21 protein-coding genes and 1 pseudogene are annotated in these 25,596 nt (G+C 72.3%); 4 read left to right on the forward strand and 18 right to left on the reverse strand.

The genetic code is table 11. The features are described from left to right. Positions 1-2: 2 nt before the first annotated feature. The 3 genes from J7F03_RS26540 to J7F03_RS26550 are packed head-to-tail and all read right to left on the reverse strand — an operon-like array spanning position 3 to position 3,093. Entirely contained in the window at positions 3-830 is an 828-nt protein-coding gene (locus J7F03_RS26540) for a carbohydrate ABC transporter permease (protein WP_214953722.1), read from the reverse strand. After that, complete coding sequence (locus J7F03_RS26545) at positions 827-1,750, reverse strand: carbohydrate ABC transporter permease (protein WP_214953724.1); 924 nt, start codon at positions 1,748-1,750, stop codon at positions 827-829. Before J7F03_RS26545 ends, J7F03_RS26540 begins: the two co-directional genes overlap by 4 nt. Then, the gene (locus tag J7F03_RS26550; RefSeq protein ID WP_214953726.1) at positions 1,747-3,093 is read right to left on the reverse strand and encodes an ABC transporter substrate-binding protein; all 1,347 of its coding nucleotides are present in this window, start codon (positions 3,091-3,093) and stop codon (positions 1,747-1,749) included. The genes J7F03_RS26545 and J7F03_RS26550 overlap by 4 nt, the downstream gene beginning before the upstream one ends. A gap of 231 nt (positions 3,094-3,324) precedes the next feature. Between J7F03_RS26550 and J7F03_RS26555 the strand changes: the two genes are divergently transcribed. After that, the gene (locus J7F03_RS26555; RefSeq protein WP_214953728.1) at positions 3,325-5,331 is read left to right on the forward strand and encodes a hypothetical protein; all 2,007 of its coding nucleotides are present in this window, start codon (positions 3,325-3,327) and stop codon (positions 5,329-5,331) included. A 64-nt stretch (positions 5,332-5,395) separates the two neighbouring features. Here J7F03_RS26555 and polX read toward each other — a convergent pair whose 3' ends face one another. The 7 genes from polX to J7F03_RS26590 form a co-directional block, all read right to left on the reverse strand. After that, positions 5,396-7,123, reverse strand: a complete 1,728-nt coding sequence (polX, locus tag J7F03_RS26560) for a DNA polymerase/3'-5' exonuclease PolX (RefSeq protein WP_214953730.1) — start codon at positions 7,121-7,123, stop codon at positions 5,396-5,398. Positions 7,124-7,235: 112 nt separating this feature from the next. Then, the gene (locus tag J7F03_RS26565) at positions 7,236-7,532 is read right to left on the reverse strand and encodes a hypothetical protein (protein WP_214953731.1); all 297 of its coding nucleotides are present in this window, start codon (positions 7,530-7,532) and stop codon (positions 7,236-7,238) included. 131 nt (positions 7,533-7,663) lie between these two features. Next, positions 7,664-8,374 (reverse strand): ABC transporter ATP-binding protein, encoded by a 711-nt coding sequence (locus tag J7F03_RS26570; RefSeq protein WP_308379975.1) that lies wholly within the window; start codon positions 8,372-8,374, stop codon positions 7,664-7,666. Further along, on the reverse strand, positions 8,371-9,153 hold the full coding sequence (locus J7F03_RS26575; protein ID WP_214953733.1) for an ABC transporter ATP-binding protein: 783 nt from the start codon (positions 9,151-9,153) through the stop codon (positions 8,371-8,373). The genes J7F03_RS26570 and J7F03_RS26575 overlap by 4 nt, the downstream gene beginning before the upstream one ends. Further along, positions 9,150-10,172 carry a branched-chain amino acid ABC transporter permease gene (locus tag J7F03_RS26580; protein ID WP_214953735.1) on the reverse strand — a complete coding sequence of 341 codons (1,023 nt, stop codon included), beginning with the start codon at positions 10,170-10,172 and terminating at the stop codon, positions 9,150-9,152. Before J7F03_RS26580 ends, J7F03_RS26575 begins: the two co-directional genes overlap by 4 nt. After that, a complete protein-coding gene (locus J7F03_RS26585; RefSeq protein WP_214953738.1) occupies positions 10,169-11,047 on the reverse strand; it encodes a branched-chain amino acid ABC transporter permease in 879 nt (292 codons plus the stop codon). The genes J7F03_RS26580 and J7F03_RS26585 overlap by 4 nt, the downstream gene beginning before the upstream one ends. 1 nt (position 11,048) lies before the next feature. Then, positions 11,049-12,188, reverse strand: a complete 1,140-nt coding sequence (locus J7F03_RS26590; protein WP_214953739.1) for an ABC transporter substrate-binding protein — start codon at positions 12,186-12,188, stop codon at positions 11,049-11,051. A gap of 275 nt (positions 12,189-12,463) precedes the next feature. Here J7F03_RS26590 and J7F03_RS26595 point away from each other — a divergent pair, with 275 nt between their 5' ends. Next, entirely contained in the window at positions 12,464-14,092 is a 1,629-nt protein-coding gene (locus J7F03_RS26595; RefSeq protein WP_214953742.1) for a carboxylesterase/lipase family protein, read from the forward strand. Between the two features lie 2 nt (positions 14,093-14,094). Here J7F03_RS26595 and J7F03_RS26600 read toward each other — a convergent pair whose 3' ends face one another. From J7F03_RS26600 to J7F03_RS26615, 4 genes are all read right to left on the reverse strand, one after another. Next, positions 14,095-14,571 (reverse strand): hypothetical protein, encoded by a 477-nt coding sequence (locus J7F03_RS26600; RefSeq protein ID WP_214953744.1) that lies wholly within the window; start codon positions 14,569-14,571, stop codon positions 14,095-14,097. A 6-nt stretch (positions 14,572-14,577) separates the two neighbouring features. After that, positions 14,578-15,573, reverse strand: coding sequence for an SCO0930 family lipoprotein (locus tag J7F03_RS26605; RefSeq protein ID WP_214953745.1), 996 nt, complete (start codon positions 15,571-15,573; stop codon positions 14,578-14,580). A 175-nt stretch (positions 15,574-15,748) separates the two neighbouring features. Beyond that, entirely contained in the window at positions 15,749-17,197 is a 1,449-nt protein-coding gene (locus J7F03_RS26610; RefSeq protein ID WP_214953747.1) for an NADH-quinone oxidoreductase subunit NuoF family protein, read from the reverse strand. Continuing rightward, positions 17,194-18,444 carry a hypothetical protein gene (locus J7F03_RS26615; RefSeq protein WP_214953749.1) on the reverse strand — a complete coding sequence of 417 codons (1,251 nt, stop codon included), beginning with the start codon at positions 18,442-18,444 and terminating at the stop codon, positions 17,194-17,196. The genes J7F03_RS26610 and J7F03_RS26615 overlap by 4 nt, the downstream gene beginning before the upstream one ends. Before the next feature lie 379 nt (positions 18,445-18,823). On the opposite strand from J7F03_RS26615, the gene J7F03_RS26620 reads away from it, so the two are divergent. After that, a complete protein-coding gene (locus J7F03_RS26620; RefSeq protein WP_214953751.1) occupies positions 18,824-20,074 on the forward strand; it encodes a CdaR family transcriptional regulator in 1,251 nt (416 codons plus the stop codon). Between the two features lie 97 nt (positions 20,075-20,171). On the opposite strand, the gene J7F03_RS26625 is transcribed toward J7F03_RS26620, so the two are convergent. Both J7F03_RS26625 and J7F03_RS26630 read right to left on the reverse strand, forming a co-directional pair. Continuing rightward, entirely contained in the window at positions 20,172-21,569 is a 1,398-nt protein-coding gene (locus tag J7F03_RS26625) for a DUF1996 domain-containing protein (RefSeq protein WP_214953753.1), read from the reverse strand. Positions 21,570-21,578: 9 nt separating this feature from the next. Beyond that, positions 21,579-22,322: a DUF4142 domain-containing protein gene (locus J7F03_RS26630; protein WP_308379976.1), complete on the reverse strand. Its 744-nt coding sequence runs from the start codon at positions 22,320-22,322 to the stop codon at positions 21,579-21,581. Between the two features lie 356 nt (positions 22,323-22,678). Here J7F03_RS26630 and J7F03_RS26635 point away from each other — a divergent pair. Further along, positions 22,679-23,377, forward strand: a pseudogene (locus J7F03_RS26635) (alpha/beta fold hydrolase); the annotation flags it as partial. A 436-nt stretch (positions 23,378-23,813) separates the two neighbouring features. On the opposite strand, the gene J7F03_RS26640 reads toward J7F03_RS26635, so the two are convergent. Both J7F03_RS26640 and J7F03_RS26645 read right to left on the reverse strand, forming a co-directional pair. After that, positions 23,814-25,142, reverse strand: a complete 1,329-nt coding sequence (locus tag J7F03_RS26640; protein WP_214953755.1) for an MFS transporter — start codon at positions 25,140-25,142, stop codon at positions 23,814-23,816. Beyond that, positions 25,139-25,552, reverse strand: a complete 414-nt coding sequence (locus J7F03_RS26645) for a PaaI family thioesterase (RefSeq protein WP_214953758.1) — start codon at positions 25,550-25,552, stop codon at positions 25,139-25,141. Before J7F03_RS26645 ends, J7F03_RS26640 begins: the two co-directional genes overlap by 4 nt. Positions 25,553-25,596: the final 44 nt, after the last annotated feature.

The raw sequence follows: 25,596 nt of genomic DNA on the forward strand, positions 1-25,596 counted from the left end.
GGTCACTCCTTCACGGCGCCGGCGAGGAGGCCGGACACGAACTGGCGCTGGAGCGCCAGGAATACGAGGGCCATCGGGATGGCGGCGGCCGCGGTTCCGGCGAGGATCGCGCCGTAGTCGGTGTCGTCGAGGCCCTGGAGGGAGGCCAGGGCCACCGGGATGGTCAACGAGGCGCTGTCGCGCAGGACGATCAGCGGCCAGATGAAGTCGTTCCACTGGTAGAGGAAGAGGAAGATCGTCAGGGCGGCCAGCGCGGGCCTCATGGGCGGGAGCACCACCTTCCAGAACAGCCGCAGTTCACCGCAGCCGTCGATGCGTCCGGCGTCGAGGAGTTCGTCGGGGAGCGCGGCCATCGCCTGGCGCATCAGGAAGATGCCGAAGGGCAGGGCCAGGTTGGGCATGATCACGGCCTGGTACGTGTTCAGCCAGTGCAGTTCGGCCATCATCTGGAAGAGCGGTACGAGGGTGACCTGGGCGGGGATCACGAGCCCTAGCATGAGCAGCCCGAACAGGGCTTCGCGGCCGCGGAAGCGGAACTTGGCGAAACCGTATCCGGCCAGGGTGCAGACGACTCCCGCGCACAGGGTGTAGACGACCGCGATGAGCAGGGAGTTGAGGAGCACCCGCCCGAACTGCGCCGTCTCCTGGAGCGTCCGCAGGTTGGCCGCCAGGTGGCCGCCGGGCAGCAACGGCGGCGGATTGTCGAAGATCTCATGGGAGCTGTGGGTGGCCGCGACCACGACCCAGTAGAAGGGGAGCACGACGGCGGCGAGGGCGATGGCGAGTCCGGAGGTCAGCAGGATGCTCCTGCCGCGGTGGCGGGCGGTCACGTCTTCTCACCCAGGAGGCGGAACTGGATCAGGCCGAGGATCCCGATGAGGACGGCCAGGGCGTAGGCGATGGCGGAGGCGTATCCGAAGTCGAAGTATTTGAAGGCGTTCTGGTACAGGTACAGGCCGATGGTGAGGGTGGCGTTGTCCGGGCCGCCGCCGGTGAGCACGAACGGCTCGTCGAAGATCTGCAGGGTGCCGATGGTGGAGAGCACCGTGGTGAGCAGCAGCGCGGGGCGCAGACCCGGCAGGGTGACGTGCCGGAAGGACGTCCATGCGCCGGCCCCGTCCACGGCCGCCGCGTCGTACAGCTCGGCGGGCACGGACTGCAGGCGGGCGAGCAGGATCACCGCGTTGTATCCGGTGTAGTGCCAGGTCAGTGCGAGACCGAGGGAGACCTTCGCCCACAGGGGGTCGGTCAGCCACGGGACGGGGTCCAGGCCGACGAGATCCATCAGCCAGTTGAGCAGCCCGAAGTCCTTGTTGAGCAGGACGGAGAAGATGACCCCGTAGGCGACCAGGCCGGTGACCATCGGCAGGAAGAAGCCCAGCCGGAAGACGGCGCGGCCGCGCAGCAGCCTGGAGTTCAGGGCCACGGCGAGCCCGGTGGCCAGGGCCAGCATGACCGGCACCTGGACGACGAGGATCACCGCGGTGTTCTTCAGGGCGGTCCAGAACAGCGGATCGCCCAGCAGCCTGGTGTAGTTGTCGGCGCCGACGAACTGCTCGGTCCCGCCGACGGTCTTGTGGAGGCTGATCACGAAGGACCGGCCGATGGGGTAGATCTTGAAAGCGGCGAAGAGGAGGAGCGCGGGCAGCACGAAGAAGTACGGGGCGACGCGCCGGCGGGGCCTGGACCGCGGGGCCGTCCCCTTGGGGGGGACGGCCCGAGCCGTGCGGCCGGTGAGCGTCGTGGTCATCGGGAGACCTTGCGTCCGGTCTGCCGGCCGAGCTGGTCGGCGGCCTCCTTGAGGACCTTCGCGGGGTCGGCACCGGTCAGTAGCACCTTGGACTGGGCGTCGGTGACGAGCTTGAGGGCGCGGGCGTAGTCGGCGGTGTAGTTGAAGGCGGGCGAGGGGGCCTTCAGGGCCTCCAGGAAGACCTCGCCCCTCTTCTGGCCGCCGAAGAACGGCGAGGGCTCGTGGAAGGCCGTGTCGTCGTAGGCCTTCATCAGGGCGGGGGCGATGCCCTTGGCCTTGTAGATCTGGATCTGGGAGGCCGGGCGGGTGAGGACGAACTCGATGAAGGACCAGGCGGCGGCCTGGTGCTTGCTGCTGCCCGCGACGGCCAGGTGGGTGGAGTTGACCGTGGCCGCGGTGGCGCCGCCCCGGCGTACGGCCGGGGGAAGCCGGACCTTCCACTTCCCCGCCTGATCGGGGACCTGCTCCTCGACGACGCCGCCGAACCAGGTCGGCATGGGCAGGACGGCCGCGGTCCCCTGCTTCAGGGAGCTCATCAGGGTGTTCCAGCCACCGGAGAGGTCGCTGACCAGGCCGGCGTCGTTCATCGCCTTGATGAGGGTCATGGCCTTCAGGGCCTCCGGGGAGTCGAGCGTGATGTCCCCGGCGAGGTTGAAGTAGAAGGTGCCCTGCAGTTGCAGGAGCATCTGGAAGAAGTTGGCGGCGTCGGCCTGGGAGGCGGGCTTGTCGATGCCGAGCAGGTGGGTACCGGTCTTCGCCTTGATCTCCTTACCGGCCTCGATGGTCTCGTCCCAGGTCTGCAGGGCGCCGGCGTCGACCCCGGCCTTCTCGAAGACGTCGGCGCGGTAGTAGAAGCCCGCCGAGTTCGCCTCCCAGGGAAGGGCGTTGACGCGCTTGCCGTCGGGGCACACGGTCTGGAACAGCCCCGGGGCGAAGGCGTCCCGGTAGGCTTCCGCACCCAGCGGGGCGAGGTCGGCGAGGCCGCCGGGGAACTTCTCCACGTAGCCCGGCAGGTAGTCGACGCCGATGTGCAGGACGTCCGCGAGGCCTTGGCCGCCGGCCGCCAGCCCCGTGGTGATCTTGTCCCAGATCGCCGGGTTGCCGATGTCCTCGACCGTCACCTCGATCTCGGGGTACTTCTTGTTGAACTCCGGGACGAGGGCCTTCAGCTCGGCGGCCGGTCCCTGCCAGGACCAGACCGCGATCTTGCCCTTGTCCTTCGCGCCGCTGGTTCCGCCTTGGCCCGTGTCCCCACTGCCCGAGCAGGCGGTCAGGCCGGTGAGCCCGGCTCCCGCGGCGATGGCCCCACCCATCTGCAGCACTCTTCGACGTTCCAGTTCCATACCTGAACCACCCCTGCTCGCACCGTTGCGGAACCCGACTGGCCAGGACTGTAACCACGCCCTCGCCTCACTTGCAAGACTTCAATGAAAACTTTCAGTTCGATCCAGCAGGCAATTCTGACAAGGTCATTGCAAATCTTCAGAGGGCATTGCTAGCGTGCCGCCCGCCCTGCTCCGCGCAGACCGGCCGCCCCACCACACGGCCACCCCACTCCGATCCGGGAGAACCCGATGACGCGTTCCCGTGTGTCACTCCTGTCCGCCCTCGCCCTGCTCGTCCCGCTCACCCCGCTCGCCCTCGGCGGCCAGGCATCGGCGGCGGCGCCGCCGGGGGCGGCCGCCGGGCAGGCCGCGCCCGCGGCACCCGCCGCGCGCGCCCCGCTCACCGTCACCAACCCCGGCTTCGAACAGGGCCGTACGGGCTGGCAGTTCACCTCCGGCACCGGGGTCGCCACGAACCACCCGCACGGCGCGGCGCGGCTCGCCTACCTCGACGGCGGGCCCGGCATGAAGGTGTCCCAGACCGTGACGGCCACGGGCCGGGGTGCGTACGACATATCCGCCTGGATCGCGACGGGCGGGCCGAACGGCCGGTACGTCGCCCGCGTCAACGGCGCGGTCGCCGCCGCTCAGACCCTGCCGAGCGCCTCCAACTACCGCCGCTACACCCTCAGCCGGATCGCCCTCGCCCCCGGGGACACCCTGGAGATCGCCTTCGAATCGGGAGACGGCTGGGTCAACGCGGACGACGTGATGCTCTCCCCCGCTTCCCCCGCGGACCCCCGCATCAGCTCCTCCGACCCGAAGATCGTCGAAATGTTCGACTGGTCCAAGCGGAAGGCCAACAGCTGGGTCCACCTGCCCGGCACCCAGGGCCCGCTCAACGTCGACGAGGGCCACACGGGCGGCAGCGGCACCGGCGCCTACGCCGCCTCCTACTGGGCCGGCTACGCGAACCGCAGCGGCTACTACTCGCGCGACATGGCCCACCAGCTGGCCGGCGCCGGCGTCCTCGGCCTGCACGCGGAGAACAAGGCGATGCTCCGCTCCTTCGCCGCGTCCGCCACCCGCGCGCACAAGTACTACCCGGCGTGGGCGTTCAACTTCGACACCAAGACCTACCTCTCGATCGACTACAAGAGCCCCACGAACTTCGTCCGCGAGGTGCCCGCCACCTTCGAGCTGGTGCAGAAGTCCGAGGAGGCGTACCGCTGGAGCGGGGACCGCTCCTACATCGACGACCCGGCCCTGTGGAACTTCTACCGGCATGCCACCGACGAGTTCGTCACGCTGCACGACGGACTCAAGGACAACGGCGCCGTCAAGGTGGCCGAGGGCACCGGCCAGGGCATCTTCCAGGGCACGGCCAGTTACAACGAGCAGAGCAGCGAGCCCCTCGCCGAGGCGGGCGACGCGATCGGCTCCCAGTACCAGGCGTACGTGGCGATGGCCTCTCTCGCCCGCTCCAAGGGGGACTGCGCGCTCGCCGACCGGTACGAGGCCAAGGCGCGGGACCTGAAGGCGTACTTCAACTCGACCTGGAGCGGCACCGGTTCGGGCGCGAACATGGTGCGCGGTTACACCACGGACGGGCGGGCACTGACCGGCTGGGGCAAGGAGAACAGCTGGTTCATGCCGATGAAGCAGATCGTCGAACCCGGCGCCCGCCGGGAGGCCTACTTGGACTACATCGACCAGCAGGCCTCGGGGTCGGGGCGCCCCTCCAACATCGAGGCCCTTACCTACCTGCCGGACACCTTCTTCCGGAACAACCGCAACGACACCGCCTGGAAGTGGATGAAGGACGTCTACGACCGCAAGGACATCCAGCACGTGAACACCAAGCAGGGCACCAACGGGGACTATCCCGAGGTCTCCTTCACCCTGGTCGGCCAGACCGTCGAGGGCCTGATGGGGGTCACGCCCAACGCGCCGGCGCGCACCCTGAGCACCCAGTCCCGACTGCCGTCGGGCATGGACTGGCTGCGGATCGACGACCTGCGGGTCGGTGGCTCGGCCTTCTCCCTGCGCCACGACGGGGCGACGAAGTCCTCGCTCACGCACGGCTCGGGCAGCTCCCCGTACACCTGGGAGGCCCGCTTCCCCGGCACGTACGCCACGGTCACGGTCGACGGGGTGGCACGGCCGGCTCTCACCAAGGTGGTCGACGGGTTGACGTACACCTACGTGAGCCAGGTCGTGGCCCCGGGCAGCACGGTGACGGTCCAGGTCGGCTGACGAAAGGGCCCGGGCGGGCCGGCCCGCGACGGCCGGCCGGCCCGCGCCCGCCCGACGACCTCCGTCAGGCGCCCTTCCTGCCCAGGAACCGTCGCAGCTTCGTCAGCGGCCAGGCGTTGACGACGTCGTCCTTGGTCAGCCAACCGCGCTGCGCCGTACCCACCCCGTAGCGCATGTACGGCAGATGCGTGGCGGCGTGCGCGTCGGAGTCCACCGCGAACTTCACGCCGTACCGCCTCGCGCTCAGGATGTCCTCGTCGCACAGGTCGAGCCGCTCGGGGTGGGCGTTGATCTCCAGCGCGGTACCCGTTCGCGCACACGCCTCGAAGACCGCGTCGAAGTCGGCGTCGATGCCGGGGCGTTTGCCGATCCTGCGGGTCGTGGGATGGCCGATGACGGCCACGTTCGGGTTCTCGCAGGCGCGGATGAGCCGGCGGGTGAGCTCCTGCCTGCTCTGGTCGAAGTGGGAGTGGACGGAGGCCACGCAGATGTCGAAGTCCGCGAGGAACTCGTCCGGCCAGTCCAGGGTGCCGTCCGGGCCGATGTTGAGTTCCGTGCCGTGCAGCAGCCGCATCCCGTGGTAGGTGCCGTCCAGGGCTCGTACCCGCTCGCGCTGGGCGAGGATCTTCTCGCTGGTCATGCGCTGCATGTACAGGTTCGGGGCGTGGTCGGTGACCGCGTAGTAGGCGTAGCCGCGGGCGGCAGCGGCGGCGATCATGTCCTCCAGCGGGGTCAGCCCGTCGGTGAGGTCGGTGTGCGTGTGCAGATCGCCGCGGATGTCCTGCTCCGTCAGGAGGTCGGGGAGTTCACCGCGCAGCCCGGCCGCGATCTCACCGCGGTCCTCGCGCAGCGTCGGCGGTATCCAGGGCAGTCCGAGCCGGGCGTAGACCGCCTCCTCGGTCGCCGAGGCGATGCTCGCGCCGCTCTCGGCGTCGAAGAGCCCGTACTCGGAGAGCTTGAGGCCTTGGCGCACCGCGAGTGCGCGGGTGCGGATGTTGTGTGCCTTGGAGCCGGTGAAGTACTGCAGACCCGCGCCCCAGGAGTCCGGGGGAAGGACGCGCAGATCCACCTGCAGACCTGTCGCGGTCCGTACGGAGGTCTTCTTCTCCCCGCGCGCGATGACCTCGGCCGTGGCGGGGAGGGCGGTGAGGGCGTCCATGAACGGAGCCGAGCGGTGCGCCGCCACCAGGATGTCGACATCGCCGATGGTCTCCTTCATGCGGCGCAGGGAGCCCGCGTACGTGCAGCGGACGCACCCGGGGATGTCCGACAGCTCGGCGACGAGCTGCTCGGCGATGTCCATGGCCGCGCTGACGAGGATGCGGCCTTCACCGGCCTTCTGCAGCACCGAGATGCCGTGCAGGATCTTGTCCTCGGTCCGCTCGCCGAAGCCCCTCAGATCGCGCAGCCGCTCGTGGTGGATGGCGTCGAGCAGCTGGTCGACGGAGGTGACGCCCAGTTCTTCGTACAGGACCATGGCCTTGTGGGGCCCCAGCCCCGGAATCGTGATCAGCTCGCGCACTCCGGCGGGCACGAACGTCCTGGCCTCCTCGACCACGGACATGCGGCCGGTCCGCAGGTACTCGAGGATCTTGTCGGCGAGCGACTTGCCGACGTGCGGGATCTCGCGCAGCCCCTCGGCGTCGAGCGTCGAGACGTCCAGCGGGTAGCCCCCGACGGCACGAGCGGCCTTCTCGTACGCGCGCGCCTTGAAGGCCGCCCCGCCCCGGATCGCGATGAGGTCCGCGTACTCCTGGAGCAGCGCCTCGACCTGGTCGTTGGCTCGGGCCATGCCTCCAGGGTGCCCCACACGGGCCGGGCGGGCACGCCGGCCAGGCGGTACGCCGCCTGGCCCGAAGGGGGTGGGCGGTGAGCTCGTGACCGCCGTCCGCCGGCGGCCCGGGTCAGCGTTCGGGAAGGGTGAGCTCGCCTCCCCGGTAGAAGCTTTCCCGCTCCTCGACCACGTAGGGGGCCATGACCTCGCGCCGCTGCTTCTCCGCGTCGCAGGACCGCCACGCGTCGCACGCCTGCCTGGAGTCCCAGAGCGACACTCCGGTGATCTCCTGCCCGTCCTCGGACCAGTACGCGAATGCGCGACGCATGCCATCGGGGTGGGAACCCGGGCGCCACGCCCTCTCGAACTCCTCCAAGGTGCCCGCCGTGATGCGGCGCGTCGTCACCCAGACGAAGTGCTCCTGCATGGCAGCCTCCTCAGGACCGGGGACCGGCCCGATCCGTCTCTCGCGTCTCTTGTGTCTCTTCACCTCTCTTCGACCACCGTAGGTCGGTGGAGCCGCTTTCGCCTCCGAGCCCCCGCTCCCGTGTCCGCCGGTCAGTCGACGCCCAGCAGCCGGCGCCTGTCCTCGGGGCGGGAGGCGAATTCCGCGCAGGGTGCCTGGTGGACGATGCGGCCCTTCCGCATGACGGCGACGCTGCCGGCGACGGAGAGGGCGAGCCCCAGGTTCTGTTCCACGAGGACGACGGTCATGCCCTGTGCACCGACCTCGCGGATCACCTCGCCCACTTGGGCGACGATGGCGGGGGCGAGGCCGTCGGACGGCTCGTCGAGGAGCAGCAGGCGCGGATTGCCCAGCAGGGCCCGGGCGATGGCGAGCATCTGCTGTTCCCCGCCGGAGAGTTCGTCGCCGCGGTGCCCGAGCCGCTCCCCGAGTCTCGGCAGCAGGTCGAGGATGCGCGCCCGGGTCCACGGCCCCCGTACGGCGCGGCGCGGGGAGGCGATCGCGAGGTGTTCGGCCACGGTGAGCGGGGCGAACACGCGGCGACCCTGCGGAACGACGCCCACCCCCGCCCGGGCGATGACGTCGACGCGGGATCCGGCGATCTCCCGGCCGTCGATGGTCACGCTGCCCTCGTAGGGCCGGACCAGGCCCATGACGGTCGAGACGAGGGTGGTCTTGCCGACTCCGTTGCGCCCGAGGACGGCGAGGATCCCGCCGGCGTCGAGGTCGAGGTCGACGCCGTCCAGGACGGTGCCCCCGGCGTAGCCGGAACGCAGCCGGCGCACGCTGAAGAACGGATTCACGAGGCGGCCTCCGTGCCGAGATAGGCGCTCTGGACCTCGACGGATGCCCGTACCTCGTCCGGGGAGCCCGTCGTGAGGTGTCTGCCGAGGTGCATGACCGTCACCGTGTCGGCGAGCTCGAAGACCATGTCGAGGTCGTGTTCGATGAGGAGTACGGTCACTTCGGCGGGCAGCGCCGCGATCAGTTCGGTGAGCCGGGCCGTCTCCGCCGGTGACATGCCGGCGGCGGGCTCGTCCAGCAACAGCAGCCGGGGTTCGGTGGCCAGGGCGACGGCAACCTCCAGCTGCCGCCGTTCGCCGTGGGAGAGCGCGCCCGCCGCGACCGCGTGCCGGGCGGGCAGGCCCACCCGCTCCAGCAGCGTGTGCGCCCGCGCGATGGACTCGGGCCGGGCGCTCACCTTGCGCCGGCCACCGAGCAGGCCGCCGGGTGCGCCGCCGGGCCGATTGCCGGCCCGGCGCAATTCGGCGAGCAGGACGTTCTCCAGCACGGTCTCGCGCAGGAAGAGGCTGGAGTGCTGGAACGTCGCCGCGACACCGAGGCCGACCCTGCGGTCCACGGACAACCGGGTCACGTCGCGCCCGTCGACCAGGATGTGTCCGGCGGTGACCGGCAGCGTTCCGGAGATCAGGCCGAACAGTGTCGACTTGCCGGCGCCGTTCGGTCCGATGACGGCGTGCCGCGCGCCCGCCCGTACGGTGAGACCGACGCCGTCCACGGCCTTGAAGGAGCCGAAATGCCGTGCGATCTCCCGTAGTTCAAGGAGATGGGGTTCCGTCATGCCGTCCTCTTCCGGGTCAGCCTGGGCGGGAGCCGTACGCCGGCCAGCCCTCGGGGCAGCGCGTAGACGGCGATGACGAAGAACAGTCCGAGCAGCAGCGGCCCGCGGCCGGCGACGGCTTCGAGGTTTCCGAGGTAGTCGCGGGTGAGCCAGACCAGCGCGGCGCCGGCGCAGGCCCCCCGCAAGGAGCCGGAGCCGCCGATGACGACGGCCAGCAGCGCCAGGGCGGCGATCTCGAATCCGGCGTCGCCGGGCGAGACGAACCGCTGCACCGACACCCACAGGGCGCCCGCGACTCCGGCCAGCGCCCCGGCGCCGCAGTAGACGGCCAGGGCGTAGCGCCGGGTGGGATAGCCGATCGCGCTCATGCGGCGCTCGTTGTCGCGGATTCCGCGCAGGGCGAGGGCGAACGGTGTCGAGCCCAGACGGGAGACGGCCGCGAAGAGCAGCAGGAACACGGCCAGGACGTAGAAGTACACCAGCCCGTCGAGCTCCAGCGCGGGCATGCCGGGCAGCGGTACGACGGGCGGGATGCCGGACAGGCCGTCGGTGCCGTTCGTCAGCGACTTCCAGTTGACGGCCGCGCTGTAGGCGATCTCGCCGATGGCCAGCGTCAGCATGAGGAACACCACGCCCCGGGCTCTGACCGCCAGCCATCCCGTGGGCACCGCCACCAGGGCGGAGACTCCTGCGGCGATGAGGAGTTGGAATATCCCGATGTCGGTGAGGCGCGTCCCGACGATCGCCGCGGTGTAGGCGCCGACGCCGAAGTAGGCGGACTGGCCGAGGGTCGGCAGTCCGGTCAGGCCGGTGAGCAGGTTCACGCTCATGGCGAGGACGGCGAACACCAGGATCCGCGACAGGGTGCCGACGGCGTACGGGCCGAGGACGAAGGGGGCCGATGCGAGCCCGACGGCGACGGCGGTCGTGGAGAGCCGGCGTGCGGTGGACCCGGCGGGTCCCGCGGGTCCGACGGCTGTGTCCGGTACGGCGGGCACGGCGGGTACGGGCGGGCTCATGTGCGCACCGCCGAGGAGACCAGGCCGTGCGGGCGGACGACGAGCACGGCCAGCATGGTGCCGAAGAGGAGGAAGGGCGCGTACTCGGGGAGCAGCGCCACCCCGAGCGTCTGCACCTGGCCGATGAGGAGCGCGCCGGCGAGCGCGCCGCGCACGGATCCGAGGCCGCCCACCACCACGACGACCAGCGAGAGGACGAGCACGGTCTCGTCGACGCCCGGCCCCGGCCCCAGGATCGGGGCCCCGAGGACACCGCCTACGGTGGCCAGGGCCGCGCCGAGCGCGAAGACCCCGTACAGCACCTTGCGGATGTCGACGCCGAGTGCGCGGACCATGTCCCGGTCCGCGACGGTGGCCCGTACGAGCGCTCCGAGCGAGCTGCGCTCGAACACGAGGTACGCGAGGGTCGCGAGGCCCGCCGCGACGCCGATGAACACGAGCCGGTAGACGGGATAGGCGTGGCCGAGGAGGTCCACCGTCCCGCGTAGCGCGGTCGGCGGGTCCGTGGGCAGTACGTCGCCGCCGAAGGCCGCGGCGAGGAGGTCGGCGACGATGAAGGTGATGCCGAGCGTCAGCACGGCCTGGTCCAAGTGCCCGCGCCGGGCCAGCGGCTGGGTGAGGAACGTCAGCGCCGCCCCGCCCATGACGCCCACCAGGATGCCGGCCGCCAGCGCGAGGAGCAGCCCCAGGAGGCTTCCGTCGGACAGGGCGTAGGCGACGTAGGCCCCGGCCAGGTAGAGCGTGCCGTGGGCGAGGTTGAGCACGTCCATCATGCCGAAGACCAGGGAGAGGCCGACCGCGATCGTGAACAGCAGCAGACCGAAGGCGACCCCGTCGATGACGCTGACGAAGTTGCCGTCCAACCATCCGGTCATGTCAGCCGCCCAGCCGGCCGAGCTCGGAGCTCACGGTGTTGGCGCCCTGCTTGACCTCGCGCAGGTACCAGGGCTGGATGGGCGTACCGCCGCTGTTGAACCGCCAGGTGCCGCGCGGGCTGTCGATGTCCCCCACCTTGGCGATGGCGGCGTTGACCGTTTGCGAAGTCACCGTGGAACCGGCCGCCTCGATGGCCTGGTCGAGCACCTGCGCCGCGTCCCATGAGGCCATCGCGTAGGTGGTCGGGGCCGATCCGTAGGCGGTCGTGTAGGCCGGAGCGAACCGCTTGTTGGCCGCGTTGTCCAGGTCGGCGCTGTAGTTGAGTGCGGTGAGGACGCCGGTGGCCGCCTTTCCCTGGCCCTTGAGCACGCCGCCCTCGGTGAGGAAGCCCGGTGCGTAGAGCGGGATCCTGCCGGCCAGCCCGAAGTCCCGGTACTGCTTGACGAAGTCGACGGCCGCGCCGCCCGCGTAGAAGCAGAAGACGGCCTTCGCCCCGGACTTCTCGATCTGCGCCAGGTACGGCTGGAAGTTCTTGGTACCGGGGAACGGTGTGTAGACCTCCTCCCCCGCGATCTTCCCGCCCGCCGGGAGGAAGGTGGACTTGAAACCCTCCACCTCGTCCTTGCCCGCCTGGTAGCCCGCGGCGATCAGGAAGACCGGGCCGCCGGCCTTCTCGGCCACGTGCTTGCCCAGCGCCTTGCCGGGTTCGTCGTTGACGTACGAGGTGCGCCAGATGTACCGGGTCCCGGTCAGCGTCGTGGGCGAGGCGTTCGAGCCGACGAGCGGGACCTTGCCGTTCTCGAACAGGTCCTTGACCCCGTTGATGGTGGCCGAGCTCACCACTCCGCTCACCGCCAGCACCCGGTCCTGCTTGACCAGCTTCTCCGCCGCCGCCTTGCCCGAGTCGGCCGTCTCCCCCTCGTCCGCGACCACGATCTCCACCTCGCGGCCGCCGAGCTTGCCGCCGTGCTGCGCGACGTAGAGCTCGAAGCCCTGCTTCATGTCGTCGCCCAGCGCCTTGTAGGTCCCCGACTGCGGGACGAGGAGCCCGATCTTCACCGGCCCGCTCTGCTTGTTGTCCCCGTCTGTTCCGAGGCTGGCACCACCACATGCCGTGGCCAGCAAGAGTGCCGTCGACACGGCGACCAGACCAACGGGACGAAACCAACCTGCCATGGAAACTCCGTACGTCGTCAACCGGCCTCGGAGGGCCGGATGTTGCTGATGCGGGGGGAGGAGGTGACACGTGTATATCGCGTAAATACGACGACCGTCAAGAGTCCGCCATATCACTGGCCCTCAAGGGGTCGCACCCCTTGACCCCGTCCCCGCATATGCCGTAACACTGGCCATCGTCAATTTCACGCTATGCCGTTTCGGCGGCGGGCCCGTGATCAGTCAGGGAGTGAAGCACCATGACCGACGATCCATCGCGGCGCAAAGTCCTCAGGAACAGCGGGGTGTTGGCAGGCGCCGCACTGATCACCGGCCTGCCGGGCGGGCGCGCGGCACAGGCCGCCCCGCGCGCCGACGAGCCCCCGCCCGTCGCGGAACCGCCCGCGGGCCGGCTGCTCGGAAGCGAGGAGGGGGGCCTCTGCGTGTTCAAGGGCGTGCCCTACGCCGCGCCGCCGACCGGCGCCCTGCGCTGGCGGCCGGCCCAGCCCCATCCCGGATGGCAGGGGACGCGTGACGCGACCGCCTTCGGCCCGAGCGCACCGCAGCCCTACCGGGAAGGCGGCGACCAAGTGCTCGGAACGCACGGCTCGCCCCCCTTCGACGAGGACTGCCTCACGCTCAACGTCTGGACCCCCGCGGCCGACGGCGCCAAGCGGCCGGTGATGGTGTGGATCCACGGCGGCGGCTTCATCTCCGGATCCGGCTCGGTGCCGGGCTACTCCGGCGAGACCTTCGCGCGCGACGGCGACCTCGTCGTCGTCACCGTCAACTACCGGCTAGGACCGCTGGGTTACCTCTACTTCGGCGAGGACGGGGCCGGTGGAAACTTCTGGCTCACCGACCAGCTCGCCGCACTGCGCTGGGTGCGGGACAACATCGCCGCCTTCGGCGGGGACCCGGACGACATCACCCTCGCCGGCCAGTCCGGCGGAGCGTTCTCGGTCGCGGCGCTGGCCGGCGCCCGGCCCAAGGGCCGCCCGCTGTTCCGGCGCGCCATCCTGCAGAGCCCGCCGCTCGGGCTGCAGATCCCCACCCGCGCCGAATCGCTCCGGCGCACCGCCACCTATATGGACATCCTGGGAGTCGGGAACGTGACGGAGCTGCGGGCCGTGCCCTGGCCCCGCCTGATCGCCGCCACCTACGAGATGTTCGGGCGCACGGGACGCTGGGGGTACTGGTCGACCCCGTTCCTGCCGGTGCTCGACGGGGTCACGCTGGACCGCGACCCCGCCGACCTGCTGCTCAGCGGTGCCGGGGCGGACATCGAGGTACTGATCGGCTGGACCAGGGAAGAGGCGAACTTCGCCTTCGCGCTCAGCGGGCCGTACGCCGCCGCGACCAAGGACCAGGTGCTCTCACGGGTCCGGGACACCTTCGGGAACCGGGCGGACGAGGCGTACACGGCGTACGAGGAGGCCCGGCCGGGCGCCCGCCCGGTGGACGTGCTCATGGATCTGATCACCGACGACCTGTTCCGCATGCCCGCGCTGGCACTGGCCGAACGGCGGGCGGCCCGCGGACGCCCGGTCTGGGCGTACCAGTTCAACCTGCCGACGCCCGCGCACGGCGGTCAACTCGGGGCCGCGCACTGCCTGGAGCTGCCGTTCGTCTTCGACAACTTCGACAAGTGGTCACAGGCGCCGTTCCTCGCGGGGCTGGCCCCCAGGGTCCGCGACGGACTGGCCGGCACCATGCACGCGGCGTGGATCTCCTTCATCCGCACCGGCGACCCCAACCACCACCCCATGCCGCGCTGGGACCGCTACGACCAGGACTCCCGCACGACGATGGCCCTCGACTCGGTCACCACCGCCGTGGACGACCTCGCGGGCTACTGGCGCCGCCTGCACCGGCAGGCGGCGCCGTAGGCCTACGGCGAGTGGCCCGGGGGGTGGGAGCCGTGGGAGCCGTGGGAGGGGGGCGAGTCGAGGGTGCCGCCGAGGGTGGCCTGGAGGGGGGTCAGGTCCGCCGGTGAGGGGCCGGTGACGATCCAGCGGTCTCCGACGAGGTACGCGCCTCCGTACTGGCGGGACTCCGCCAGCCACGCGGCGCGGCCCTCGGCGGTGGCGAAGGTGGCCAGTCGGAAGGCCTGGGCACCCACCTCGCAGGCTCCCTCCCGCACCTCCTGGGCGTCGACCGTGACCTCGGGCGTGCAGCCGAGCGCGGTCGCGAGCGGGTCCAGCGGGGCGGGGGTGGCGGCGGGCGTGGCAGCGGGGTCCGGGGCCGCGGCCGGGGAGGGCCGGGCCCCGGACCCGCAGCCGCCGCAGAGCAGCGAGGCCAGCAGTACGGCGACGCAGGGCGCGAGGTGGCGGGCGTCGACGGCGGACCCGGGCCGCTTGACTGTCACTGCCGGTCAGCCGGCCGCCGGGACCTTCTTGCCCGCGTCGTTCACCGCGAACCAGAGGCCCTGCTTGCCGTGTCCGTTGGTCTGGCCCGGCGCGGTGTCTCCGGTGAAGAGGTAGACCGGCCAGCAGTCGATCGTCAATTGCTCGCTGCCGTCGGGGCGTTCGACCGATCCCACGAGCTCTGCCGGAATTCCGGACACCTTTTCCTTGTCCACGGCTGCGGCCGGCTTCCACGTGTTCAGGCACGCGTCGAGACAGCCGAATTTCATCGGCCAGGCACTGTCCTTGTCGAATCGGTAGAGCGTGCGCCCTTCGGAATTCACCAGGATCTTTCCCAGTTTCGCATCGGTGGCGGCCGAGAGTTCCCCGCCGCCTTCCGTATGTCCGGCCGCCTCGCCGGCCTGTTTTCCGGCTGCCTTCCCGGCCGCCTTGTCCGCCGCCTTCTTCCCGTCCGCCGCCAGCGCGTGCCAGGTGCCGCCGACGCCCTCGCCCTTCGCCTCGCCCGCCCGGGTGTCCTTCGCGTACCGGTACACGGGCCACCCGCCGAGCGTGAGCTGACGGGTGCCGTCGGGCCGGTCGACCGCGCCCAGCAGCCCCGCGTCGATGCCGGCGGTGACCTGGGCGTCGTTCGCCGGCACCGGCGGCCAGAGGGTGGCGCAGTCCGCGGCGCAGTTCGACCGGGGCGGCTGGGCCGTGTCCTTGTCGAAGCGGTAGAGCGTGGCTCCGGCGCCGTCCGTGACCACGCTGCCGACCTCGGGGATCTCCCGGACCGACAGCCGGCCGGCCGGGGCGGAGGCCGCGCCGGCGGCGTCCGCCGGCGCGTCCGCCGAGTCCGCGGAGCCGTAGCCCGAGTCGTAGCCGTCACCGAGGGCCTGCTCGGCCCCGGCCGGCCGGACGGCGGTCACCTCGCGGGCGCCGCCTTCACCGCTGCCGCATCCCGCCGCAAGCAGGAGTACGGTCATCGCCGATCCGGCGGCAGCGATCGCTCGACGCCTGTTGCCCATGATGTCTCCTTCGGTTCCCGCCCGGCGCGCATTTCGGTCCGGCGCGCTTTCCGTCCGGTTATTCATAAGCCCTGAGGGGCTTGCCGAATGAGAAATCCCGGGAATTTATCAGATCACGCCAAAGCGTGAACTCGGTCCGGCGGCGGCCGTTCGCCGACGCCTCCTCGCGGTCCGCTCATTCCTGAATGCGCAGGGCGAGCGCCGGGCAACGGCGCACCGCTCGCAGCGCTTTCGGCCGCAGCGGTCCCGGAACCGGCATGACGCCCTGCGCCGGATAGCCGTCCTCGTCCAGCCGGACCACGTCGGGCAGCAGGTCCACGCACAGCCCGTGCCCCTTGCACAGCGTCCAGTCCACGACGAGCCGTTCGGGGCTCTCGTCGCTGGGCAGCGGCAGGGCTCCGAGCACGCTCCGCCCGCAGCCGCTGCCCAACGCGTGGTCGCGGAACTCCTCGGGGAAGACGGCGAGCGCGGAGGCCACGAACGAGGACGTGCCGTCCGGGTGGGAGCACGCGCCCCGGCCGCGCACCCCGCGCATCCTGGCCTGCACGGCGTCGAGGGCGGCCCCGCCCCCGCCGGCCACCAGCCGCTCCACCGCGTCGGCGAGCGAGGGGAGCCCGCGTACGCACGGACCGCACTGGCCCGCCGACTCCCGCGCCATCCACCGGGTCACCCGGGCCACTTCGCCCGCCGGGCAGGTGTCCTCGGGCAGCGGCAGCACGGCGCCGGCGCCGAGTACGGCGTCGTACGCGGCCAGGGACTGCCGGGACAGTACGGCCTCGCGCGCCGCCGCCGGGTCCAGCCAGCGGCCGTGGTAGCCGCCGACCAGCACGCCCTGGCCGGGTACCGTGCCGCACAGGTCCAGTACGTACGCCAGGGAGGTGCCGACCGGCACCTCGACGACCGTCGCGCCGGCGACGGTCAGCAGAGTGGTCCCGGGCTCGGCCGGCAGTCCGGCCGTGCGGTACTCGGGCGCGCCGAGCCGGGCGGCGACCGCGAGCTGCGCGTACGTCTCGGCGTTCGACAGCAGGGTGGGCAGACCGCCGAGTCCCCGCTCGCTGGTCCGGATCTTCTGGCCGGAGGGCAGGGCGGGTCCGCCGTCCAGGCCGTTGATCAGGGCCGTCCCCTCGCCCGTGACGAAGCGTTCGGGGAGCCGGACGACGCGCACGCGGCGGCCTGCCGGACCCCGTTCGGCGACGGCCGCGCCGATCGACTGCTCCACGTCCGCCCGGGTGACGCCGACGACCACGTCCTCGGCACCGAGCGCGGCGGCGGCCAGCAGGGCGCCGTCCAGCACGAGGTGGGGGACGTACAGCAGCAGGGCGGCGTCCTTGAGGCAACTCGGCTCCCCCTCCGTGCCGTTGACGACGACAGCGGTGCGGGCGCCCTGCCCGCGGGCGTTGCGGGTGACGGCCCGGAGCTTGCGTGCGAAGGGGAATCCCGCTCCCCCCCGCCCGACCAGGGCTATGTCCTCGGCGAGTTCCACCAGCGCCTCGGACCCGTACCGGGGCAGTGCGCCGTGCACGCTCAGATGGCCGGCGCGGTCGAGCCGGGCTTCGGTGTCGAGGCCGGCCAGCAGCCGGGGCCGGCCCACACAGCCGAGCGCGGGACGCGCCTCGCCGCTCACCGCCGGCCCCGCACGCCGTCGAGCGGCTCGGCGGACCAGCCGGACGGCAGCTCCGCGGCCGGGTCCGCGTAGAGATCGGCGGGCCAGTCGGCAGCCGGCCCCGCGGCCGGATCGGTGTAGGGATCGGCGGGCCAGTCGGACGCCGGCCCCGCGCCCGGGTCCGCGTAGGGATCGGCGGGCCGGTCGGCTGCCCGCTCCCCGGACCGGTCGGGGGCCCAGTCGGCAGGCAGCTCCGCGGCCGGTCCCGGCCCGCCGGGGACGGACACCTCGGGGCCGGGCTGCCGGGCCAGGCGCGCGGTCAGCAGCTCCGCCGCCCACTCCGCGGGCCTGCGCACGAACGGCAACGGGTTCCTCGGCGGCGCCTGCCCCGGCGCACGGGCCGGAACGGGCGGTACGGACGGCACGGGCGGTTCGGCGGGCGGCCGCGCGGGCCCCGTGCGCGGCTGCGTGCGCGCCCCCGAGCGCGGGCTCGTACGCGGCGTCGCGGCCGACTCCGCGCGGAGCCTGGCGCGCAGCCGGATCGCCAGCACCCCGGCGACGGCGACCAGGCACAGGGCGTACGCGGCCGTCACCCAACCGCTCGCGGAGCGGCCGGACTTGAGCCCGTGCACCAGCGACGCGCCCCAGGCGGGGTACGCGCCCATGTGCAGGGCCCGCCACCACAGCGACCGGCCCCGGGTGGCGAAGGCGCTGCGGACGGCGCCGGAGACGGCCACGGCGACGAAGAGGTAGCCCGCCAGGCTTCCGAGCCCGATGAGCAGCGGCTGCCGCCCGTCCGCGAAGGGCAGCACCACGCCTGCGGCGTCGACCCGGGACCGGGCGACCTTGATCCAGACGTGCAGGACGAGGAAGCCGAGCCCGGCGACGGCGAGGCCCCGGTGCACCCCCTGGGCGACGAGGCGGTGCCCGGAGGCGAGCAGCGTGCGGTCCGCGGCCGCCAGGCCCCACAGGACGGCGCCGGTGAGGGAGACGAGCGAGAGCACGCCCGCTCCGTAGTCGAGGAAGTCCCACAGGTGGGTCAGGGCGCCGGCCCGGCCCGCCACGGACAGGGCGGCCAGGGCCGCGAGTGCCGCGGCGCCCAGGGCGAAGGGATGCGGGCCCCCGGCGGCGGACAGGAGCGGGGGGCGCCGCACGGCCCGTCGGCCGGCGGCCGCGGCGGGCGCCGCGCCGGCGTGACGGCGGGTACGTTCTCTCGCGCGAAGGGCCCGGTGCGAGCGGCGGGGCATGCGGGGCTGGGGCAGGGGCATGTGGTCTCCCATACGGCCGAGCCCGAGCACTTCCACCTCGCGCTCGGCGCCCGGGGGTAGACGTCGCAACCGCTCCTCGACGGGCGGGAGATGGGCGCCTCGCCCACCGGGCCGGCCGGGAGCGGGGCCGGAGGGCAGAAGCATCGTGGAGCTTCGCAAGCCCTCCACGGGATTTATCGAAACGTGATAATTTCTGGCCCTCGCACAGCCATCGCATCGAACATCCCCGGAAGATTCCCTTCCAGTGGTGCGGTTGCGACGGGGTTGACACCTGATTCGCCGCCGCACCTCCCCGACGGCGATCGAGCCGATGCCGCGGGACTGCAGACTTGCCACCCTCCCACGGGGCAGGTCATACCCCGGCTTGAACGAGGTAACGATGTGCGAACTTCTGAACCGCATCTGGTCCCGCCCACGCGGCGAGTGGACCCGCGTCTTGCGCAAGGAACTGCCCACGCTGGCCGCGAAGATGGTGGAGGAGCTGCTGGAGACCGTGCCGGGCTTCCCGGCACTCGTCGAGGACGTGGACGACGAGGTGGTCAGACAGAAGTTGGAGGCGGCCCTGCTCACCGCCCTCGGTTACCGCGAGGGCGCCGGGGACGAGCGCCCCGACGCGTGCGCTGACCCGGAATCCCCCTCCGAGCCCGAAGCCGGATCCCAAGCCCGCGCCCATGCCGACGCCCACGGCCGCGCCGAGGCCGGGGTGGAAACCGAACACGCCCGGTCGCACGCCCACGCCCCGAGCGACTCCGCCCGCACCCACGAGGCCTTCCGTGGCGGGGAGTTGCCGCCGCTGCAGGCCGTGCCCCTGCAGCGGTTCGGCTCGGTCCGCGAGCGCGCCCGGCGCGAACTCTTCGCCGTGCTCACGGGCGACACACCGCTGCGCGGACCGGCCCTCGCCGAGCTGGCGAACGCGGCCGGCTGGCCCCTCCCCGTCGCCGTACGGGCGGTGGCCCTGGCCTCGCCCGGTGACACCCAGCAGACCGCGGCCCTCCTCGACGACTGCCTCGGCGGGATGGTCGCAGGCCAGCCCTGCCTGCTCGTCCCCACCCCGGACCCGGAGGCCCGTACCGCCCTGGACTGCGCGCTGCGCGGCCGGCTCGCCGTCGTAGGCCACCCTGTGGCGCCCGGCGACACCGCTTCCTCCCTGCGCTGGGCGGTACGCCTGCTGTCGCTGGCCCCGGCCCCGACCCGGTCCGGCACCGAGGCGCGGGCCCTCTTCGTGGACGACCACCTCTCGACCCTGCTGCTGCTCCAGGACGAGCCGCTGGCGCACGCGCTCGCCGCCCGCTGGCTGCGTCCGCTCGCGGACCTGACCCCGCGCCAGAGCGAACGCCTCGAAGTGACCCTGCTCGCCTGGCTGGAGGGCGGCGGGGCGCCCGAGGCGGCGAAGGCGCTGAGCGTGCACCCGCAGACGGTCCGGTACCGGATGCGGCAGCTGGAGAAGCTCTTCGGGCCCGGCCTACGGGATCCGCGTACCCGGTTCGAACTGGAACTGGCCCTGCGCAGCCGCCGCTTGATGGCCCAGGTGCGGCTGCGTCCCGTCCGGGGGATCCGCCGGGCGCGCGGCGCCGCCGACCTCCGGCCGGCGCTGGGATCCGGTCGCATAGCCCGCGTCAACGGCCTTTAGGCCCTCCGGCTCCGCGTCGCTCGCCACACCACGGCGCACACGGCGCACGGCGGTGCCGGTCCGAAGGAACTTCGGACCGGCACCGCCCTTCGGCGCGTCAGCGGCAGGTGCGCCCGCCGTTGACGCAGCGCACCGCCTCGGCCATCAGCCGGTCCGGCATGACGTTGATGAAGTCGCCGTGGTCGGTCACCGGCTTGTGCAACTGCTCGGGGAAGCTGTCCACCGCGAAGCGGGAGCCGGCCGGCAGGGTGTAGACGATCCGCTGGACCAACTGCGGGACCGCCTTGAAGCCGGACGGGCAGGAGCCGTCGCGGCCCGCGAAGGCCACGTGGGTGCGGTGGTTGGCGCTGTCGGTGTTCTTGCCGTCCCAGCAGCTCTGGAAGTTGAACGTCCGGACCACGTCACTGCCCTTGGGGCAGATCGGGTACTTGTCCTTCAGCTGCCTGTTCTCGAAACCGGTGCAGCTCCACGAGGCGTTGGCGTTGGCCGGGCCGTTGGTGAGGGCCTTGGCGTCGCCGGTGATGATCCGCAGGAAGCGGGGCATGGCGGTGACGCGGGAGACGGGGCTCCCCTTGAACTCGATCGTCACCTGCTTCGGCCGCAGGATGGTGCCCACGTTGGCGTCCTGTCCGCCGCCGGGCGCCGCCGCGTCCTGCTCGGCCTTGCCGTCGCGCAGCCGCAGCACCGGCCAGTAGTACGTGGACTGATCGCCCTTGTTGCAGGTGGTTCCGGCGGCGGCCAGGCTGTTGTTGGTGGAGAAGGCGTCCGTGATCTTGTTGCCGACGTAGTCGTGCATGTGGTGGGCGCCGTTGCTCACCCCGGGGGCGACGATCACGTTGTCGGGATTGAGGTGGCGCTCGTCGTTGCGGCCGCATTCCACGGCGAAGGAGCCTTTGGAGGCACCGGACTTGGGCGCCGGCTTGCGTACGTTCGGCTTCACCGAGCCGATGGGGACGAAGTCCGCGCGCGCCGGACCGCCCTTCACCGCACCGCTGCCGCCGGCGCCGCTGCCCGCGGTCCGGGCGAGGTCCCCGTCGGCGGCCGGTGCCTCCCGCATCGCGCAGGCGCTCAGCTCCTCCAGCCCGTCGGGGCGGGCGGCGTTCCGCCCGATCGCTTCGGAGACCCGGTCGATCGTCTTGCCGCGCTCGTCCTTCAGTTCCCCGAGCAGCGCGTCCGCCTGCGCCCGGCCCGTGGAGAGCCGCCCGTAGGCCTCGGCGATCTGGGTGTCGAGGTCGGCGAGCTCCCGGTCCACCTCGGTCCGCGCCTGGTCGGGCACCTCGCGCAGCCGGTCCCCCACGTCGGGGCAGTCGATCGTGGACGTGACCGGCGCCGAGCGCGCCGCATCCTGTCCGGCGGACGCGACCTGGGCGGCGATGACGACTCCGCCGCCGCCCAGGATCAGCGCGGACGCGAGGGCGAGGGCTTTGTGGGAGGGCCGCAGTCGGCGTTTGTGACCGGCCCCGCCTCGGGGCCCCGTACTGTCCTTGACGCTCATGTGATCACTTCACTTCCTCGGTCGGGAATCGGTGGACGAGGTGGACGAGGTGGAAGGGCGGGCGGAGGGGGAGGCCGGCGCGGGCACCGTGTCCGCCAGGCCGTCGAAGTCGACCAGCCCGCTGGCCTCCAGGACCGAGATGTGGTCCAGGACCGTGGTGTTGGCGTCGGTGGCGAGCTCGCGGACCATGGAGTTGCGTGTCTGCGCGCGCACTTGGGCGACGAGCGTGAACACCTTGCCGTGCGCCCGGCGCAGCAGCTGGATGAACAACCGCTCGTACGCGGATCCTTGGGCCCGGTTCAACTGGTCGAGCCAGGCCTGCTGCTGACCGCTCGGCCGGTCCGGCAGTTCGACTCCGAGCGCTTGGCCGACCTCCAGGACCAGCCGGTCCAGTTCGCTGTGCCCTTCCACGAGGTGCTCCCCCGCCGTCCGCACCGACTGGCGGGTGCCCCGCTCCTGGGCCTGCCGGCCCGCGGGCAGCTCCCACAGCCCGGCGAGCCGGACCTTGCGGACGAAGTCGCGGTCCTGCGGGGTGAGCGGCCCGAAGCCGGTGCTCATGACCCCGCCGCCGTCGTCGTCCGCGGCCAGGACCGGGGCCGGGGCGGCCGCGACGGCTCTGCCGCCGAAACTCCGCACGGGGATCAGCAGCGCGATCAGCGTGAGGGCGAGGGCGCCGATGACGATGCCGGTCCCCATCACGTGGCGCGAGGCGACCGACATTCCTGCGACGCTCGACCGGCGGATCGACAGCACTGTGCCTCCTTTGCTCCCGGTACGGCCCGGGAGCGGCCGCGCGCCGCTCCACCGGACCCCCGGGTGGCACGGGACGCTAATGCCCGATCGGACCCTTCTCCCGAAGGCCCATCACGACTGGACAAACATCCGGGCAACATCCCGGATGGCTGCTACGGTGCCGCACGCCCGACTGCCCGGGCGGCGGGCGTTCCGTCATCTGACGAGGGGACAAAACCACCGGCGTGTCGGCCGATTGTCCGGAATTCCGGTCATTCGCGAGAAGGAGGGCGACCCACCCCACGGATGGATTCGCCCGGGCCGCCGCGTGCCACGGGGTGGGGCGACAACCGCCCACCCGAAAGGAACGGCCCCTCGTGCGCAAGAAGCGACTGGCATCCCTCTTCGCCGCCGCCGGGCTCCTCGCGAGCTCCGTACCGCTGCTCGCGGCCGCCCAGGCCTCCGCCGCGCCCTCCGACGCCGAGTACCTGCGGCAGAAGCCGGCCTGGCACCGGTGCGGCGCCGACCAGCCGGCCTCGTACGAATGCGCCACCATCAAGGTGCCGCTCGACTACCGTCGGCCCGAGGGCCGCAAGCTCGACCTCGCCATATCCCGGGTGCGCGGCACGAATCCGGCGAAGCGGCACGGCGTCCTGCTGAGGAACCCGGGCGGGCCCGGCGGCAGCGGCCTCGACCTGCCGCTGAGCGCCGGGGAGGCGCTGCCGCGGGAGGTGGCCGAACGGTACGACCTGATCGGCTTCGACCCGCGCGGGGTCGGCGCCAGCAGCCGCGTCAGCTGCGGACTGGCCGACGCCGAGCAGAACTTCGACCGGGCGTACCGGCCCGAGACCTTCCCCTCCGATGTGGCGTGGGCGCGCACCGTCGCCGACAAGTGCCGGGAGAAGGCCGGCTCCGTGCTCCCGTACATCACCACCCGCAACACCGCGCGCGACATGGACACGATCCGCACGGTGCTCAGCGAGCGGAGGATCTCCTACCTGGGGTACTCGTACGGGACCTACCTCGGCTCGGTGTACACGCAGATGTTCCCGGACCGCACCGACCGGTTCGTGCTCGTCTTCGCCGACCTCCAGTGGGAGCGGCGGCGCTACAGCCCGATGCGCTCGTACGCGCAGTCGAAGCTGGCCGACCTGATGATGGCGCGGCACCTGGCCGTCCTCGCCGCCGAGCACGACTGGCCGCTGCGCAGCACCGCCGCGCACCCCGGCTACACCAGGACCAACCTGCAGACCGCCGGAGCGAGCCTGGGCACCGGCAGGCCCTCGCTCGGGCACCGGATCGTGAGCGCGGTCGACTTCCTCCCGAAGCACCAGGTCGGGCCCGGTACGGAACCGCTGCTCTACGCCGCCACCAGCCCGGAAGCGGCCGCCGGCGGCTACTACGGTCCCAGCGGCCGGCTCGGGCTGGTCGGCCCCAGTGCCGAGGCCCGCATCACCCGCCGGGCCCTGGGCCCCGCGGCCAACGCCCGGCTGTGGGCGCGGGCGGAGGCCCTCACCGGCGTCGGCCCGGCCGCGGCCGTCGCGGCGGCACGGTGACGGAGGGCTCTTCCCGAGCGGCCCCCGGAGCCGGCCCCGGCCCCAACCCCGCCACAGGCTTCCCCGGCGGCCCGGTCCGGCTCCCGCGCAGCGGGGTCAGCAGCCCCGAGCCGACGATCAGCAGGCACAGCGCCCCCGCGGCCAGGCTCACCGCCGGGACCCCGTGCCGGGCGGCGAGCGCGGTGAGCACCGCGGCCCCCACCGGGCCCGAGGCGTTGTGCACCGTCCAGAACGCGGAGGTGACCCGGCCGAGGAGGTGGTCCGGGGTGACCTCCTGGCGCAGGGTCATGGAGCAGACGCCGCCCACCGTGATCCCGAACATGAAGACGGCGGCCATCGCCGCGATCACCGGCACGCTGCGGCTGACCCCGATGGCCGCCACCGCCACGCCGATCAGGGCGGTCGAGCCCAGCCAGCACGTGCCGAAGCCGAGGGCCCGGCGCAGCGGCCCGGCGGCGAAGGCGGCGCAGACGACGCCGACGCCGCTCACCGCGATCACGTAGCCGACGGTCGCCGCGTCACGGCCGAGGTCGCTCTGGAGCCGGAAGATCAACAGGTCGGTGGCGCCCACGGTGACGAAGGTCAGCAGGGTGAGCAGGACGGTCAGCGGCCGCAGCAGGGCGTGCGCCCACAGGAAGCGGAAGCCGACCACGAACACCTCGCGCAGCGAGGTCCCCTTCGGCTGTTCCGGGGCCTGCCCTGCCTCCCCGCGCACGGCGAACCGTACCCACCCCAGGCTGGCCGCCGAGACCAGGAAACTGGCCCCGTCCAGGGCCAGCGCCCAGTCACCGCCCACCCCGGCGACGAGGAAGCCGGCCACGACCGGACCGAGGAGCGTCCCGAGGGCGAAGGTGCCCATCAGCCGGCCGTTGGCGGCGACGAGGTCCTCGGGCTCGACCAGGGCGGGCACGGCCGTCACGTACGCCACGTCGAAGAGGGTCTTCAGCACGGTGACCAGCGCGGTCACCACGTACAGCAGCCAGATCCGCGGGCCGCCGAACGACCACATCAGCGGTACGGAGCCCAGCAGCACCGCCCGCGCGAGGTCGCACCCGATCATCAGCCGGCGGCGGTCCACCCGGTCCACGACATGGCCGGCGAAGGTTCCCGCCGCGATGGCGGCGGCTCCGGAGACCGCGGTGACCAGGCCCATGCCGACGAGGGACCCGGTGACCTCGAGGACGAGCAGCGGCAGCGCGAGCAGCGAGACGGAGCCGCCGAGCACCGACAGCGCCTGGCCGAGCCAGAAGACGGTGAAGGGTCTGTTGTGACGCAGGCCCCTCACCCGAGCAGGGCGTAGACCGCGGAGGCCTTCGCGGCCGGTTCCGACGCGCCCTCGGCGGTCATGGTGATGTCGGCGAAGGCCATCCGCTTGCCGAGCTTGGTGATCCGTACGTCGATCAGCACGTCGGCGCCCACCACGGGCCGCTGGAAGCTGGTGGACTGCTGGACGGTGGTCATCGGACCGTACGCGCCGCGCGCGGCGCAGACCGCGATGACGGTGGCGGTGTCGGCGGCGGCCATCAAGGCCTGGCCGGACAGGCCGCCGCCGTCCCGGGCGAGGGTGTCCGACCAGGGCAGCCTGAGCACGGCGTGCCGCTCGCCCGTCTCCTGGACGGTGAGTCCGAGGGCGAGCACCCACGGGGCGAAGTTGTCGTTGAGGATCTTGTCCGCGTCTGCCGGTGTCAGATTCACCGGTCGATTGTGGCGGCCCGGTCCGGACCGCCACAACACCTTTG

This window comes from Streptomyces sp. ISL-43, from assembly GCF_018614195.1.
In the GTDB taxonomy this organism is placed as follows: Bacteria; Actinomycetota; Actinomycetes; order Streptomycetales; family Streptomycetaceae; genus Streptomyces.